Genomic DNA, 16,979 nt, shown 5'->3' on the forward strand with positions numbered 1-16,979 from the left:
CGTCCAGATGCTTACTACAGACTTCTCCCGAGGCCGCCCGCGATGCCGAAGCATCGCGGGAACCTCGCCCAGGATCAGTGGTTGCGCTCGGTCTCGGTCGGCGCCGCATCGCCGGCCTTCTGCGCATACGGCAACACGTCGTCCACCAAATGAACCAGGAAGCGACCAGGCTGCTCCAGCATGATCATGTGCGCCGAATCGGCGAACACCACCAGATGCTTGGACGGTGCCTGGAGCTTGTCGAACCACTGCTCGGCCAAGGTGTGCGAGGTGGTGTTGTCGTGCGCGCCGACGAACAGCACCACCGGGCAGCCGAAGGTGGTGGTGCGATCGAAATCGACCGACAGCAGCGGCTTCAGCAGATGCTTCAGCGAGAAAAGGCTGCCTTTGCCGACGGCGTCCACATCGCTTTCGCTGTAGTCGGGCGACAGGTCCCAGGTGTCCGCCGCGAACTGGTAATCCTGGCGCCCCCAGGCGAGGCCGCCGTAGTACATCTCCCATTTGTCGCGCACGCTGATCTGGTCAAGCGTGATGTCCTTCGGCCCCGGATAAGGGGCGATCGATTCCAACTCGTGCACGGCGGCGGCATTGCCATGCGTCTTGGCCTCGCGCATGGCGAAGGCGTAGCCGTCCTCTTCGTTCCGGCGCATGTTCACGACCTGGCCCACGCCGACATAGGCGTAGAGCCAGTCCGGATGGCGCTGCGCCAGTTCCACGCCCAGCACGCTGCCCCAGGAGTGCCCCATCACGAAGATCTTCTGCTTGTGGAAGCGCTGGCGCAGGTAGTCGACGAGCTGCGCCGCATCGTCGGCCATCCCCGCGATGCTCATGCCCGGTGCCATCTGCGCTTCGGTATTCGCGGCATAGGTCTTGCCCGCGCCGCGCTGGTCCCACTCGACCACGGTGAAGTAGTCCTGCCACGGCGACTCGAACGTCCAGGCCTGCGGCATGTCCGTCGAAGCCGGGCCGCCATGCAGCACCAGCAGGATGGGATTGCGCAGGTCGCGGCCGCGTATCGTCAGCCACTGGTCGATGCCGCCGATGCGTACCTTGATCTGCTCCTGGATGCCGTTCGACGAAACGATCTTCTGGTTGGCGGCGATGACGCCGGTGACCTGGGCACGTGTCATCCAGTGCGCGGCATCCTGCTCCGCCGGGGCGGCATTCGCGGCACCTGCTGTTACGAGCACGGCCGTAGCCAATACGGTGCCGATTGCCCGCCGAATCTTCTTCATGCATCACTCCATCAAGGTCAACGATTGGTGGCGGCTTCCCGCCCATTTGGAACATCACACGGATCGCGTCGCCACCACCGGCGGCACCGCCGCCGCGCGCAGGGCCGGACCCAGCACCGCGAGCTGGCCAAGCATCCATAGCGCAAGCGCGCCCATCGGCAGGTAGTACAGCGGCAGGTGCGGCAATTCGTAGAACTTCATCAACACCGCATTCAGCACGTAGGCCAGCAGCATGCCGAGGGCGATGCCGAAGGTGACGATGAGGAAGTTCTCGGTCTGGAAGTAGCGCAGGATGTCCCCGCGCGTCGCTCCGATCGCACGGCGTATGCCGATCTGCTTGCGACGTTGCGCCACCCAGAAACTGGTGAGGCCGACGATGCCGAGAGCGGTGACACCGAGCATGAGGGCGACCACGCCCAGCAGCAGGCCGATCATGATGCGGTCGGTCAGGAAGTATTTCGTGCGCAGGTCGCTCAAGGTCCTGCTGTTGTCCTGGTCCAGAACGACGTCGGGCGCGATCTTCTGCACGGCACCACGCGCCACCTGCAGCACGCGCTGCACATCCTGCGGCCGGCCCCGCAGCAGGTAGGTGCCGGCCAGCGAGCCACCCGGCACGACCGGCGTGAACACGGTCCACTCCCCCTGCTGCATCTCGTACTGACCGGGTTGGGCGCGGGCGAAGTGATCGACCACGCCCATGACGCGGAAATGCATCTTGTCGCACCAGAAATCCTTGCCCAGCGGGCTTTCGCCAGGCCATGCGTGTTCCGCCAGGGCGCGGGTGACCAGCACCTGCACATCCTCAGGAGCGAAGCTGGTGGCAGGCTGGTAGTCACCGGGCTGCGGCAGGTGCCCTTCGACCAGTTTCAAACCGAGCGCCTTGTACGTGCCCGGTCCTGCCATCACGAAATCCACCACGCCGATCAGGTCCTTGAACCCGCCAGCATCTGGCGAGATGCCGGCTGCACCTGTTTGCGGTCCGAACGGCACCTCGCTGATGAGGGTGGCCGACTGCATCCCCGGGATCGCCCGCAAGCCGGCCAGCATGCGCGCATTGACGTCGGCGGCTTGGCTCGGTTCGAAGCCGTTGACCGTCAACACCGCCAGCGAACTCTCGTCGACGCCGCTGTTGATCTGGATCATCGTCCAGCGCCGCGCCACCAGGAAACAGGCGTTGCACAGCACGGCACAGGCGAACGCGATTTCCATCGCGATCAGCAAAGTGGCCAGGCGGTGGCGGCGCAGTGCCGCGAGTATCGGTTTGATCTGCATGTTCGGCCTCCTCACAGCGCCTTGAGTTGCCAGCCGGGAACCACGCGACTGGCGCGCAGCGCCGGTATCAGCCCGGCGATCAGGCTGGCACCGATGGCCATTGCGAACGTGACGAAGAACATGGCGGTATCCAGATGCGCGAGATGGGCGTAATCCACAGGCTGCCGCCGCACCAGCCACAAGCCGACCAGGGTCAGCAGCCAGCCGAAGAAGCCGCCGAGCAAACCGATCAAACCGGCTTCGACCAGGCACTGCGCGAAGATGGCGCCACGACTGGCACCCAGCGCGCGGCGCACGCCGATCTCGCCGCTGCGGCGCAGGAATTTCGCCAGCAGCAGGCCTACCGCGTTGAACAGGCAGATGACGAGGAAGGCCGACGCCAGCCATGCCTGCAAGCGCACATCGTCGGGCACCTGGCCGCGATCGGTCAGCCATGTCATCAGGTCGTGCAAACGCGCGTGCTCGCTGCCCACCGCAAATCGGCCCAGCGACTTTTGCGTGTTGGCGTAGTCGTCCACGAAACGCGCGTAGTCGCGCACCTTGGCCGGGCTGTCCAGTTCGGCCCACACCCATACCCATACGCAATCGGCATCCTGCAGATTGCCCATCGACGGCGGCACGTGCCAGCAGGTGTAGGCCTGGAAGTTGCCCTTGTTGATCTCGAGGCTGCTGCTGAACGGAGCAAAGACATCTTCCGACTTGCTGAAGTTCTGGCTCCACGGGTCGTAGAACAGCGGCGTGGGGCGCCAGGGCTTCAGCACACCCACGATGCGCATGTCCGCATCGCGCACGCGCAGGATGCGGCCCACGCTGTTGGCGCCGCCGAACAGCTTCTGGTTCAGGTCGGCCGAGATCACCGCCACGCGTGCACGACTGGCGTCGTCGTCCGCACTCCAGCCCGAGCCGTACTGGAACGGCACGTCGAACATCGGGAAAAAATCCGTCGACGTGGAGAGCATGCTCAGCATCAATGGCGGTTGACCACTATCCGGCAGGCGCACTTTCACGGAGCTGCTGGTGAGAATCGCCTGACGGTCGGCTCGGTGCGAACTCCAGATGTCGACTGCTGAACGGTAATCCATGGCCGGCCATGGATTGCGATGCAGCGAGAGCGTGACCGGGTTTTCCGGATCCACCTGCGGGAAAAACAGCACGCTGCTCTTGCCGGGCATCGGATCGCCCGACAGCAGATGCACCACCGTCAAGGTGGTCATGCTGGCGCCGATGCCCACCGCGATGGCCAATACCATCAGCGCGGTGAGCACCCTGTTGCGCTTGAGGCTGCGCAAGGCGAGGTCGAGGTAGTAGCCAAACATTGCATCTCTCCTTTGTTGCATTTCCTTCCACGCGCGCGAGGAAGGGAAAACTCATGCGCTACGCGTCGCCACCACCGGCGGCACGGCTGCCGCACGCAACGCAGGGCCGAGCACAGCAAGCTGGCCGATGGCCCACAGCGCGACCGCGCTGACCGGCAGGTAGTACCAGGGCATGCGCGTTATCTCGTAGTACCGCATCAGGTACAGGTTGATGCCATCGGCCAGCGCCGTGCCGAGCACCACGCCGGCGGCGCTGAGCAGGAAGTTCTCGGTCTGGAAGTACTGCATGATGTGGCCGCGGCTGGCGCCCACCGCGCGGCGGATGCCGATCTGCTGGCGCCGCTGCCCCACCCAGAAGCTGGTGAGGCCGACGATGCCGAACGCGGTCACCGCGAGCATCACGACGCAGACCAGCACCAGCATCCACACCATGCTGCTGGTGTCGGCGAAGTAGTCGGTGCGCATGTCAGCGTAGGTCGTTCCATCCACCACCGCGCCAGACTCCAGTTTACCCAGCAGCTGCGCCGCCTCGCGCACGACGCGTGCGCGGTCCTGCGGTGCGCTGCGCAGCACGTAGTCGCCCATCACCCCGTCCGGATGCAGCGGGAAGAACACGCTGGAGTAGCGGCCGCCCGGCCCGCTGAACCTGGGATCCTGTGCCAGCACGTCGGCGACCACGCCGATCACCGTCCAGCCGGTGTCATTGGTGTACAGGGTCTTGCCCAAGGCGCTCTGACCCGGCCACAAGCGTTGCGCGTCGCTTTGCGTGATCAGCACGACGTGACCGGTGGAATTGAAGTCCTTGGAGCCGCTGTCCGCATACTCTTCGGCATTGAAGAAGCGCCCCTCCAGCAGGTGCAGGCCCAGTGCCTGCTCGCCGCCGCTACCGAGGAAATAGATCGAGGTGTTCACCGTGGTCTTGCCGTTCGGCGTGGCGGTGAAGTCCGACAGTGCCCCGTTGTGATCCAGCGGCATGCTGGTCGCCGCGGCCACTGCGGTCGCCCCGGCAATTCCGCGCAAGGCGACGAGGTTGCGCGGAATGTCGCTGACGGCAAGCTTGGGATCGGCGCCGTTCACGGTGACCACCGAAATGCCCTGCTCGTCGATCGCGTTGGGCCAATGGATATCGGCAACGCGCTGGCCGATCATGAACACCGCATTGCACAGCACCGCGCAGGCCAGTGCGATCTCCAGCACGATCAGCGCGGCCGGAATGCGGTGCTTGCGCAGGCTGGTGAGTATCGGACGGATTTCCATGATTGGATTCCTTTGAAAAATGCGGCCACGGGTGACCGCTTTCTGCACAGGGAAAGTGCATCAGTTGGCTTTCAATTGTGGAGCCGGCGCCACCGCACAGGCGCGCCACGCGGGCAGCAGACCGGCGACCAGGCTGGCTGCCAGCGCCACCACGAAGGTGAACAGGAACATCGGCAGGTTGAGGTGCGCGAGGCTGGCGTATTGCGCCGGCTGATGACGGATGCCCCACAGCCCCAGCTCGGCAAAGACGAGCCCCAGCGCGCCGCCGGCCACGCCAACGATGGCGGCCTCGGCCATGAACTGCCCAAAGATCGCGCTGCGCGAGGCACCCAGCGCGCGGCGCACGCCTATTTCGCGCGAGCGACGCAGGCATTTCGCCAGCAACAGGCCCACCGTGTTCACCACGCAGATCAGCAGGAAACCGAACGCCATGCCGGTCTGCAAGCGTGCATCATCCGGCACCACATGCTCGTTGCGCAGCCACTGCATCAGTCCCGACAAGGCCGTGCGCGACTTCTGGAAGCGTCCCAGCGCCACCTGCTGCTGCGCGTAATCGGCAAGGAACAGCCGGTAAGCCGAAACCGCGGAGGCATCCGGCAGCTCCAGCCACACGCCCAGCCAGATCGAGGGCGAAGTCTCCAGGTGCTCCATGCTGGCGCCGGGGCCGTAGGACATCATCATGCTGGGACCGATGCCATCCGCGCGCGCACCCAGTAGCGGCATGAACACCCCTTCGCCGTTGCCGTAATCGCGGCCGCCCAGATGCAACCCGTAGAAACGCGGCTGCGGCGCCCAGGGCTTGAGTACGCCGATGACGCGGAAATCGTGGTCCTCAATGCGGATCATGCGGCCCACGCTGTTCGCACCACCGAATAGCTTGTCATTGAGAAAGCCCGCAATCACCGCGACCTGCGCGCGGCTGTCGTCGTCGGCCGCTGACCAGCCAGCCCCGTACTGGAACGGCGCATCGAACATCGGGAAGAAGTCCGCCGTCGTCATCACACTGTCCGCGTAGAACGGCTTGCCCTCCTGCGTCTTCGGCATCACTTTGACCCGCGACCGCGCCAGTGCCGTCTGCCGCTGCGCCTTGCCCGCATGCAGCAGGTTCATCGCATCGACATAGCTCATCAGCCACGGCATCTGGCCGCTGCGCGAGAAAGGCTTGCCCGCCGGATAAGGGTCCACCTGCGGGTAGAACAGCTGCGCGCTCTTCTGCGGCAGCGGATCGCCGGACAGCAGCCGCAGCACGGTCAGCGTGGTGATCGTGGCGCCGATGCCCAGCGCCAGCGCCAGCACCATCAGGGCGGTGAGCACCCTGTTGCGCTTCAGGCTGCGCAAGGCCAGATCGAGGTAATAGCCGAACATCTCATACTCCTCCATCGATTGCTCCCCTCTCCCCAAGGAAGAGGGGAAGAGCCGTCACGCGCTACGCGTCGCCACCACCGGCGGCACGTTCGCCGCGCGCAGTGCAGGGCCAAGCACGGCCAGCTGGCCCAGCCCCCACAGGACGATCGCGCTGACCGGCAGGTAGTACCAGGGCAGCCGCGTGATTTCGTAATGCCGCATCAGATACAGGTTGATGCCGTAGGCCAGCGCCACGCCGAGCACCACGCCAGCGCCGCTGAGCAGGAAGTTCTCGGTCTGGAAGTACTGCATGATGTGGCCGCGGCTGGCGCCCACCGCGCGGCGGATGCCGATCTGCTGGCGCCGCTGCCCCACCCAGAAGCTGGTGAGGCCGACGATGCCGAACGCGGTCACCGCGAGCATCACGACGCAGACCAGCACCAGCATCCACGCCATGCTGCGCATGTCGGCGAAGTACTGATCGCGCATGTCCGAGTAGATCGCGCTCTTGGTCACGCCGTTGGGATTCAGTTCGATGAGCTTCTGCTCCGCCGCGCGCATCACGCGGTCGCGGTCGCCCGGAGCGCTGCGCAGCACATAGCGCCGAAGATTGCCCTTGGAGCCCTCCGCGCTCATCGGGTAGAAGGCGCTGAAGTAATTGCTCGCTTCGCCCTGGCCATCGATGTTCGGCCGCAGCACGTCGGCGATCACGCCGACCACAGTGTAGTAATGCGACGTGGTGTAGTAGGTCTTGCCCAGCGCCGACTGCCCCGGCCACATGCGCTCCGCGATGCTGTGCGTCACCAGGGTCACGTGCGTCTCCGGCAGGGGCGCGCTGCCGAACGAGCTGTCCGCGTAGTCGTCGGCGTTGAAGAAGCGTCCCTCCAGCAGCCGCAGGCCCAGCGCCTTGTCGGCACCTTCGCCGAGGAAGAACAGCGAGAAATTGACCGTCTTCTTGTTGAAGATCGACTCATCTGGCGAGGTGCCGAAGCTCCATCCCCAGTTGTTGTGGCTGAGCGGCAAGGTGCTGATCGCCCCTACCGCCTGCACGCCGGGAATGCCGCGCAGCGCCGCGAGGTTGCGCGGGATATCGCTGCCGGCGGTTTTCTCGTCGGTGCCGCTCAGCCCGACCGTACTCAGGCTGTGCTCGTCGATGGCATTGGGCAAGCGGATGGCGCTCACGCGCTGGCCGATCATGAAGACGGCATTGCACAGCACGGCGCAGGTCAGCGCGATCTCCAGCACGATGAGCACGGTCGGGATGCGGTGCTTGCGCAGGCTGGCGAGTATCGGAAGGATTTCCATAGGTATCTCCTCAGCTGGCCTTGAGTTGCGGTGCCGGCGCCACCGCGCAGGCGCGCCATGCGGGCAGCAGCCCGGCGACCAGGCTGGCCATCACTGCGACCACGAAGGTAAACAGGAACATCGACAGATCCAGATGCGCGAGGCTGGCGTACTCGGCGGGCTGGTGGCGTATCCCGAACAGGCCCAGCTCGGCGAAGCAGAGTCCGAGCACGCCACCGACCAGGCCGACGATGCCGGCTTCGACCATGAACTGGCCGAAGATCGCACCGCGCGTGGCGCCCAGCGCACGACGCACACCGATCTCGCGCGAGCGGCGCAGGCACTTGGCCAGCAGCAGACCGACCGTGTTCAGCACGCAGATCAGCAGAAAGCCGTACGCCAGGCCGGCTTGCAGCCGCACGTCGTCGGGCACTACCTGCTGGTCGCGCAGCCAGCCCATCAGATCCAGCAGCGCGGTCTCGTCGCGACTGAAGCGACCCTGGGCCACCTGTTGCTTCGCATAGTTGGCGAGAAACGTCCGGTAGTCGGCCACGGCCGCCTGGTCCGGCAGTTCCGCCCACACGCCCAGCCACATGCACGGCGCGGCCGCGAGGTTGTCGACATCGGTGACTGCGTTGTAGCACTCGATGTCCTGCGGCCCCATCTTCAGATCCATGGCGGTCTTCAGCGGCAGGAACATCGCATCGCCATCGCCGCCGTAGTCATGGCCGCCCAGGTCCAGCGCATAGAAGCGCGGCTGCGGCGACCACGGCTTGAGCACGCCGACGATGCGGAAGTCGTGGTCGTTCATGCGGATCGTCTTGCCCACGCTGTTGGCGCCGCCGAACAGCTTCTGGTTTAGGAAGCCCGCGATCACGATCACCTGGGAGCCGCCCTCGTCGTCCGCCGCCGTCCAGCCGCTGCCGTACTCGAACGGCGCATCGAACAGGCCGAAGAAATCCGCCGTCGTCTGCACTCCGTCGCTGTAGAAGGGCCGCTCGTTGGCCCGCTGCGGCGCGATCTTGCCCGAGGTCAGCGCCACCGCCGCCTGCCGCTTCGCGCGGTGCGCGTGCAGCAGGAACATCGCGTCGACGTAGGTCATCGTCGCCGGCGGCTCGGTCTGGCCGGCGATATAGCCTTCTTTGGCGTTGGGATCGACCTGCGGATAGAACAGCTGGCCGCTCTTCTGCGGCAGCGGGTCGCCCGAAAGCAGTCGCAGCACGGTCGTGGTGGTGATGCAGGCGCCGATGCCCAGCGCCAGCGACAGCACCATCAACAGGGTGAGCACCTTGTGGCGCTTCAGGCTGCGCAAGGCGAGATCGAGGTAATAGCCGAACATATCCTTTTCTCCTTACTGCATTCCCTTCTTCCGCAAACGGAAGAAAGGAGAGGGAAACTCACACGCTGCGCGTCGCCACCACCGGCGGCACGTTCGCTGCCCGCAGCGCGGGGCCGAGCACGGCCAGCTGGCCGATGCCCCACAGCACCAGGGCGCCCACCGGGAAGTAGATTCCGGGCAGCCGCGGCAATTCGTAATGCAGCATCAGGAACAGGTTGATGCCATAGGCCAGCACCATGCCGAGCGCGATGCCGAAGCTGGCCAGCAGAAAGTTCTCGGCCTGGAAGTAGTGCAGGATGTCGCCGCGGGTAGCGCCCAATGCGCGGCGCACGCCGATGGTGCGGCGACGCTGCCCCACCCAGAAACTGGCGAGGCCCACGATGCCCAGCGCAGTCACGGTGAGCAGCGCCAGGATCACTCCCACCAGGATGCCGGCCATCGCACGGTCACCGGCGAAATACTCTCGGCGCGCATCGTCGTAGGTGCGCTTCACCAGCACCACGCGGTTGGGATCGAGTTGCTTCAGCTTGGCCACCGCGGCCTTGAGTATCGCTTCGCGATCCTGCGGCGCCGTGCGGAGGATGTAGCTGGAGCCGTCGGCTACCGTCATGCGTATCGGTAGTACCGCGCTGTACTGGACTCCCTGCTCCAGCTGTTTCGGCCGCGCCAGGCTCGCGACCACGCCGATGACGCGGAACGGCAAGGCGTCGCCGAAGTAAACCGTCCTGCCCAAGGCTTCCTGTCCCGGCCAAAGGCGTTCGGCAAGACCTCGGGTAAGAATGATTTCCTGCGGCAGGCCACGCGCATTGCCATCGTGCAGCGCCTGCACCGCCGCATCGAAGTCGACGTATTCGCTGGGCTGGAAGTCGCGCCCTTCCACCAGTTCGGCTCCAAGCGTGCTCAGCAAGCCGGCGCCGCCCATGAACTCCGCGACCTGCGCGGTCCCTTGCTGCTGGTGCGGATCGAGCATGATGCTGCCAGTGGAATCACTGCAGCAGCTGAAGGGCATCTGGTTGGTCATCGCCGCCTGCCGCACTCCGGCGATCTGCCGCAGGGCAGCCAGATCCGTGGCCGATTGCGCTTTGGCATCGGCGTTCTTGCCGATGGGGCCCAGTTGGATCTGCACCAGCTCGTGCTCGGCGATGCCACTGGGAAGATCCATGCGCTGCAGGCGCTGCCCGATCAGGAACACCGCGTTGCAGACGATGGCGCAGGTCAGCGCGATTTCCAGTATCAGCAGCCACGCCGTGGTCTTGTGCCGCCGCAGGGTGGAAAAGATCGGTCGCAGCTCCATCGTGGCGTCCTCAGTTGCTCTTCAATTGCAGGGCGGGCGTCACCTGGCAGGCGCGCCATGCGGGCAGCAGGCCGGCCAGCAGGCTCGCGCCCAGTGCCAGCAGGAAGGTGGCCAGCAACATCAGAGGATCGAGGTGCGCCAGCGGCGCGTATTCCGCCGGCTGCCGGCGTACCAGCCACAAGCCAACCAGCGCCAGCAACAGACCGCCCACGCCGCCGATCAGCCCGACCACGCCGGACTCCACCAGCAGTTGCGCGAACAGTGCACGACGCGAGGCACCCAGCGCCCGGCGCACGCCCAGTTCGCCGGCACGGCGCAGGAACTTCGCCAGCATCAAGCCCACCGTGTTCACCAGGCACACCAGCAGGAAGCCGAAGGCCAGCCCCGTCTGCAGGCGCACGTCGTCGGGCACCACTTGCTGGTAGTCCAGCCACTGCATCACGCTGCGCAGCCGGACGTTCGGCGACCGCTGGAAACGCCCCAGCGCCCTCTGCTGCTCGGAATAGTGGACGAGGAATTCCTTGTAGGCGGCAACCTCGGCCGGGCTGTCCAGTTGCACCCAGAGCTGCATCCATGCGCAGGGGGAATCGTGGTCCGGCGCCTGACCGGCGCCGCCGTTGCCCCAGCAGTTGACGCTGCCGTCGTGGGCCATGCTCAGGTCCTGCGAGGTGGACAGCGGTATGAACACGCCTTCGTCCTCGTTGTAGCTTTTGCGGTTCAGGTCGTAGAAGTTCGGGTTGGGATGCCAGTCGCCGGTCACGCCGACGATGCGGAAGGCCGCACCATCCAACCGCAGCGTCTTGCCGGTGCTGTCGCCGCCGCCGAAAACCTTGTCGTTGAACCGGCTGCTGATGACCGCCACCCTGGCATGCGCCTCGTCTTCCGCGTCGCCCCAGGCGTGGCCGTACTCGAAGAGCACGCCGAACATCGGAAAGAATCCGGTCGTGGTGAAGCGCGTGTCCTCGTAGAACGGATCAAGCGTGCTGTTGTCGGGTTGCACCGCCACGTCGCCGCCGGTCATCAGCGCCTGCCGATCGGCGCGTTTCGCCTGCAGCAGGTTCATGCCATCGATCCAGGTCAGCTGGTCCATCGGCTCCACCTTTCCAGGCACGTAACCATGGCCATCGCGCGGATCGAGTTGCGGGTAATACAGCGATCCGCTGCGTCCAGGCAGCGGATCGCCTGACAGCACGTGCAGCACCGTGAGCGTGGTCATCGACGCGCCGATGCCCAGCGCGATCGCCAGCACCATCAGCGCGGTGAGCGCGTTGTTGCGCCTGAGGCTGCGCAGTGCCAGATCGAAGTAGTAGCCGAACACGCTGTGCATCTCCCCGGTTGGCCCCTCTCCCATCTGCGGGAGAGGGGGATACAGCGAAAGCTCAAGCCGCCCGCGTAGCCACCACCGGCGGCACGTTGGAGGCGCGGCGCGCAGGATTGAACACGGCGCCCTGCCCCAGCAGCAGCACCAGCACCACGCCGACCAGCACGTAGAGCACGGGCATGCGGTCCATCGCGTAGTGCTGCATCAGCAGCAGGTTGAGGCCGATGGCCAATGCCACTCCGATCACGGCGCCGATGCCGGCGATCAGCAGGTTCTCCATCTGGAAGTAGCGCAGGATGTCCACTTTGCGCGCACCCAGCGCGCGGCGTACGCCGATCTGGCGATGGCGCTGGCCCACCCAGAAGCTGGTGAGGCCCACGATGCCGGCCGCGGTGACGCCGAGCAGGATCACGCAGATCACGCCCATCAGCGCGGCCATGCCCACGTCGGCGCGATAGGCGTCGCTGCGTATGTCGGCGAACGATTTGACGCTGTCGTCGTCCAGCACGCGCAGGGGATTGACCTTGTACAGCAGGGGCGTGGTGGCCTTCATCGCCGCCAGCAGGCGACCCGGCTTGGCGCGCACGGCGTAGCTGGACGAATTGCCGTTGAGGCGCACCGGTTCGATCGTCGCATTCCAGGCGAAGCTGCCGGCCCAGCTGCCCGTCGAGGGCACCTGCAGGCGTTCGACCTCGCCGATGATGGTGCTGGGCGTACCGCTGCCGTCGAGGTAGACGATCTTGCCCACCGCATCGCCCTTCGGGAACAGCTTGTCGGCCAGCGCCTTGGTCACGATCACCACGGCGGGTTCGCTGGTGTTGCGGAAGCCCTTGTTGGTGACGTCGCCTGCGTTGAAGTCGCGTCCGGCGATCAGGTGCAGGCCCAGCGTATGCACGAAATTCTCGTCGCCGAAGTAGTAGGTGGTCCGCGCATTTCCGTCGAGCAGCTTGGCGTCCGCATTGAGCGACATCGCGCCGTTCCAGCTCTGGTTGAGCAGTGGCAGCGAATTCGTCGGCGTCACCGAGGCCACGTCCGGCATCGCGCGCAGCGCGGCGAGATCCTCGCGCTGCATGGCGTCCATCTTCTGGATGCTGTCCGCATCGTCGCCGGTGGGCGCACCTACCCATTGCTGGGAGACGAGGTACAGGTCCTGCTCCTGGAGGCCGGTGGCGCGATTCACGCGTTCCACGCGATGGCCGATGATGAAGACCGCGTTGCAGACGATGGCCAGCGTCAACGCGATTTGCAGCGCGATCAGCACTACGCCTGCCTTGTGCCTGCGCAGCGCCGAGATCATGGGATGCAGTTTCATGGCGCTCTCCTCAGTTGCTCTTCAGCTGCCACGCGGGTTGCACGCGCGAGGCTCGCCAGGTGGGATACAAACCGGCCAGCACGGTGGCGATCACCGCCACCACCAGGGTCATGGCCAGCAGCGACACGTCCAGCCTCGCCAGCGCGGCGATGTCCTTCGGCAGCACCCAACCCACGCAGGCCACGCCCACGCCGGTGAGCAGCAGGCCCAGCACGCCCCCCGCCGCACCGACCATGCCCGCCTCGGTGAGGAACTGCGCATACACCGCCGCGCGCGGAGCACCCAGCGCGCGACGCACGCCGATCTCGCCGCTGCGGCGCAGGAACTTCGCCAACAGCAGCCCTGCCGTGTTGACCAGGCAGACGATCAGCAGGCCCAGCGCCACCAGCAGCGACACCTTGGTGTCGTCGGGCACCACGTGCTCGGAGTCCAGCCATGCGGGCAGGTCGCTCAATTTGTATTTGGGCGCCCAGTTGAAGCGGCCGGCCTGTTGCTGCTGGCGCATGTAGCCATCGAGGTAGTTCTTGTAGCTGTCGACGTCGGTGGCGCTGTCCAGCTCCACCATGTAGGCGATCCATACGCAGCTCGAATGCTGCAGGCCGATGAAGCCCGCTTCCTTCGGGATCTCGTTGCAGTTGGTGTTGCCGTTGTTGGGCATGCCCACGTCGATGGCGGTATTGAACGGCAGGAACACATCCTCGGCGCCGTCGCCGACGAAGCCGCCGGTGTTCACCACGTCGTAGTAGCGCGGCTGCGGATTCCAGCGGTCGACCACGCCGACCACGCGGTAATCCTTGCCCTCGATGTTGACGCTCTTGCCCACGCTGTTGACGTCGCCGAACAGCTTCTGGTTGAGCTTGTCGCTGAGCACCAGCACGTGCGAGCGGTTCTGGTCGTCCTGCGCGCTCCAGCCGCTGCCGTACTTGAACGGCGCCTCCACCATCGGGAAGAACTCGCTGAACACGGCATGGCCGCTGACGTTGATCGGGTGCTTGGCGGCATCCGCCGGCACCACCGACGGCGACACCTGGTACATCGCCGACTGCAGCTTGCCGCGGTGGTCGCGCATCAATGCCAACGCGTCGGTGTAGTCGAACGCATCGGAGATATCGGTATAGCCACCCTTCTTGCGGCTGTCCGGTCCCCAGATGTCGAGCTGGGGCACGAACAGCCGGGACGACTTCCACGGGATCGGATCGCCCGACACGGCGCGGAACACTGACCACGTGGTCATCGATGCGGCCACACCGAAGCCGATGGCGAGCACCATCAGCAGGGTGAGGCCGGGGCTGCGTTTCAGGCTGCGCAGTGCCAGGTCAAGGTAGTAGGCGAACATTTCGTTCTCTCCGGGGTTTGTCTCCTCCTGTTCATCAGGAGAAGACGTTTGCCTTCCCTCCCCTGCAGGCAGGCGAGGGATCAAAAACGTCACACCGAGCGCGTCGCCTCGACCGGCGACACGCGCGAGGCGCGCAGCGCCGGCGCCAGCACGGCACCCTGTCCCAACAGAATCAGCACGAGCACACCAACGCCCACGTAGGCCATCGACATGGGACTCATCGCGAAGCGGGTCACCGTCCACAGGTTGAAGGCGATCGCGAGCACGGTGCCAAGTGCCACGCCCGCCGCACTGATGAGGAAGTTCTCGGTGAGGAAATACGTGAGGATGTCGCGTTGCCGTGCGCCCAGTGCGCGTCGCACGCCGATCTGCTTGCGGCGCTGGCCGACCCAGAAGCTGGTGAGCCCCACGATGCCCGCGGCGGTGATCGCCAGCAGTACCACGCAGATGATGCCCATCAGGATCGCCATGCCGCGGTCGCTGTCGAATACCTTGCGACGGATGGTGGCGTAGTCCTGGATGCCGTCCTTCGGGTCGATGATGCGCATGCGACTTTGTGCATACAGCGCCTGCGGTGCTTCGCGCATCGCAGCGGCGAGCTGACCGGGTTTGGCGCGCACCATATAGAAGATGCCGCGCGAATCGTCTGCCCGCAGCGGCCAGATCAACGCCTGCCCGGCATAGCCGTTGCTGTATTGATCCACGCCCTGGCGGTGCAGCGGATCGACGATGCCGATGATGGTGCTCGGCGTGGGGCTCATCGCATAGAAGCTCTTGCCCAGCGCATTGCCATCGGGAAACAGCTTGTCGGCGAGTGCCTTGCTCACAATGGCCGCGGCTGGGGTGATGGATTGCTGGGTGCCCATCACCATCACCTCGTCGGGCCGGAAATTGCGCCCGGCGATGAGTCGCAGGCCCAACGTGTCGATGTAATGCTCGTCACCGGTATATACCGCGGAATCGGTGACCGGCTTGGGCTGGTCAGGCGTCAGCGTGACGAAGTTGTCCCAGCCGCCGCCCGACAGCGGATAGCCGCCGCTGACAGGCGTGGCGTCACGCACAGCAGGCAGTTGCCGCAGCGCAAGCAGATCGGCTTTCACCTGTGCATCGACCTGCGGCGTCGGCCAGTCGGCCGCCCACTGGTTGCGGATCACGAAGACGCTAGATTCATCTACGCCGCTGACTTCCGACAGGTTGGTCAGCCGCTGGTGGATGATGAACAGCGCATTGCACACGATGGCCAGCGTCAGTGCGATCTGCAACGCGATCAGCAAGGTGCCCGCCTTGTGCCGGCGCAGCGCGACGAGGATGGGCCTGATCTGGATGTTCATGGCGTCTTCCTCAGCTCGACTTCAATTGCCAGGCCGGCTGCACGTGCGCCGCGCGCCACGCCGGATAGAACGCCGCAAGCACGGTGGCGACGATGGACAGGGCAAACGTGAGCGCCACCAGCGACGGATCGAGCTTCGCCAGCCTCGCGATCTCGGGCCGGAATAACACGCCCACACCACCCACTCCCACCGCAGTGAGCAGCAAGCCGAGCACGCCGCCGGCCAGGCCTACCGTGCCGGCCTCGATCAGGTACTGGGTATAGATTTCGCCGCGCGTTGCGCCAAGGGCACGGCGCACGCCGATTTCGCCGGCGCGGCGCATGAACTTTGCCAACAGCAAACCGATGGTGTTAACCAGGCAGATCAGGAAGAAGCCCAGCGCCACCATGAGCGATATCCGGCTTTCCGGGGGCACCACCTGCTGGTAGTCCATCCACTGCGCCACGTCGCGCAGGCGCATGTTGGGCGCCCAGCCGAAGCGGCCTGCACGCTGCTGCTCGGCGGAATAATTGGTTAGGAAACTGCGGTAACTCGCGACTTCCGCCGGGCTGTCCAATTCCACCCATGGCGAGATCCACACGCAATTGCTTTGCGTGTAATCCGTCCAATTTGTGAAGCTGAGCTTGCCGCGGCAGCTGTTGCGGGCACCGGTGTACATCTGCAGGTCCAGTGCACGGCTGAACGGCATGTAGAAATCGGGCTCTTCGGCGAAATCGTCGTTGTCGAACAAGTCGTAGAAGCGCGGTTGCGGGTTCCAATGACTGGCGACGCCCACGACACGATAGTCATGGCCGCCGAAATTAATTGTCCGCCCCACGCTGTTCGCACCGCCGAACAGTTTTTGGTTGAGGTCCGCACTGATGACCACGTCGGCCGCGCGCGACTCGTCATCCTGCGCACTCCAGCCGCCGCCATAGCGGAACGGCACTTCGAACATGGTGAAGAAGTCGCTGCCCACGGCGTAGCCACTCGCATTCAACGGCAGATCGCGATTGGCATCCGGCATCACGGCAAGCTGCACCTTGTACAGCATGGTCTGGCGCTTCGCCGCATGCGCATGCAGAAGCGCTACCGCGTCCACGTAATCCAGCGCATCAGGTGGCTCGTTGCCCTTCAGGTTCTGCTGCGGCCCCCAACTGTCCACCTGTGGGGTGAACAATTGCGCCGACTTGTCGGGAATCGGATTGCCCGATACCGCGCGGAACACGGAGTACGTGGTCATCGACGCAGCCACGCCGAAGCCGATTGCCATCACCATCAACGCGGTAAGCGCGGGATTGCGGCGCAAGCTGCGCAGGCCGAGTTGGAAGTAATAGGCAAACATGCCCTCGCTCCTTG

The 16,979-nt window shown here is 65.3% G+C and carries 13 protein-coding genes; all 13 read right to left on the reverse strand.

Annotation, left to right across the window (positions count from 1 at the left end):
• Window positions 1-74: 74 nt before the first annotated feature.
• The 13 genes from IHE49_RS08805 to IHE49_RS08865 all read right to left on the reverse strand — a co-directional run bounded on the left by IHE49_RS08805 (window position 75) and on the right by IHE49_RS08865 (window position 16,965).
• Entirely contained in the window at window positions 75-1,235 is a 1,161-nt protein-coding gene (locus IHE49_RS08805; protein WP_192156919.1) for an alpha/beta hydrolase, read from the reverse strand.
• 54 nt (window positions 1,236-1,289) lie between these two features.
• The gene (locus IHE49_RS08810; RefSeq protein ID WP_192156921.1) at window positions 1,290-2,507 is read right to left on the reverse strand and encodes an FtsX-like permease family protein; all 1,218 of its coding nucleotides are present in this window, start codon (window positions 2,505-2,507) and stop codon (window positions 1,290-1,292) included.
• Between the two features lie 11 nt (window positions 2,508-2,518).
• The gene (locus IHE49_RS08815; RefSeq protein ID WP_192156923.1) at window positions 2,519-3,823 is read right to left on the reverse strand and encodes an ABC transporter permease; all 1,305 of its coding nucleotides are present in this window, start codon (window positions 3,821-3,823) and stop codon (window positions 2,519-2,521) included.
• A gap of 51 nt (window positions 3,824-3,874) precedes the next feature.
• Window positions 3,875-5,080: an FtsX-like permease family protein gene (locus IHE49_RS08820; RefSeq protein WP_192156925.1), complete on the reverse strand. Its 1,206-nt coding sequence runs from the start codon at window positions 5,078-5,080 to the stop codon at window positions 3,875-3,877.
• 60 nt (window positions 5,081-5,140) lie between these two features.
• A complete protein-coding gene (locus IHE49_RS08825) occupies window positions 5,141-6,445 on the reverse strand; it encodes an ABC transporter permease (protein ID WP_192156927.1) in 1,305 nt (434 codons plus the stop codon).
• 54 nt (window positions 6,446-6,499) lie between these two features.
• Window positions 6,500-7,729 (reverse strand): FtsX-like permease family protein, encoded by a 1,230-nt coding sequence (locus IHE49_RS08830; protein ID WP_192156929.1) that lies wholly within the window; start codon window positions 7,727-7,729, stop codon window positions 6,500-6,502.
• 10 nt (window positions 7,730-7,739) lie between these two features.
• Entirely contained in the window at window positions 7,740-9,047 is a 1,308-nt protein-coding gene (locus IHE49_RS08835; RefSeq protein WP_192156931.1) for an ABC transporter permease, read from the reverse strand.
• A gap of 58 nt (window positions 9,048-9,105) precedes the next feature.
• Entirely contained in the window at window positions 9,106-10,341 is a 1,236-nt protein-coding gene (locus IHE49_RS08840; protein ID WP_192156933.1) for an FtsX-like permease family protein, read from the reverse strand.
• 10 nt (window positions 10,342-10,351) lie between these two features.
• Window positions 10,352-11,659 (reverse strand): ABC transporter permease, encoded by a 1,308-nt coding sequence (locus IHE49_RS08845; RefSeq protein ID WP_192156935.1) that lies wholly within the window; start codon window positions 11,657-11,659, stop codon window positions 10,352-10,354.
• A 61-nt stretch (window positions 11,660-11,720) separates the two neighbouring features.
• A complete protein-coding gene (locus IHE49_RS08850) occupies window positions 11,721-12,974 on the reverse strand; it encodes an FtsX-like permease family protein (RefSeq protein WP_192156937.1) in 1,254 nt (417 codons plus the stop codon).
• A 10-nt stretch (window positions 12,975-12,984) separates the two neighbouring features.
• Window positions 12,985-14,310: an ABC transporter permease gene (locus IHE49_RS08855; protein ID WP_192156939.1), complete on the reverse strand. Its 1,326-nt coding sequence runs from the start codon at window positions 14,308-14,310 to the stop codon at window positions 12,985-12,987.
• An 89-nt stretch (window positions 14,311-14,399) separates the two neighbouring features.
• On the reverse strand, window positions 14,400-15,641 hold the full coding sequence (locus IHE49_RS08860) for an FtsX-like permease family protein (RefSeq protein WP_192156941.1): 1,242 nt from the start codon (window positions 15,639-15,641) through the stop codon (window positions 14,400-14,402).
• A gap of 10 nt (window positions 15,642-15,651) precedes the next feature.
• Window positions 15,652-16,965 carry an ABC transporter permease gene (locus tag IHE49_RS08865; RefSeq protein WP_192156943.1) on the reverse strand — a complete coding sequence of 438 codons (1,314 nt, stop codon included), beginning with the start codon at window positions 16,963-16,965 and terminating at the stop codon, window positions 15,652-15,654.
• Window positions 16,966-16,979 lie beyond the last annotated feature (14 nt).

Origin of the sequence: Rhodanobacter sp. 7MK24 (genome assembly GCF_014842995.1) — a bacterium.
Taxonomy (GTDB): Bacteria; Pseudomonadota; Gammaproteobacteria; order Xanthomonadales; family Rhodanobacteraceae; genus Rhodanobacter_A.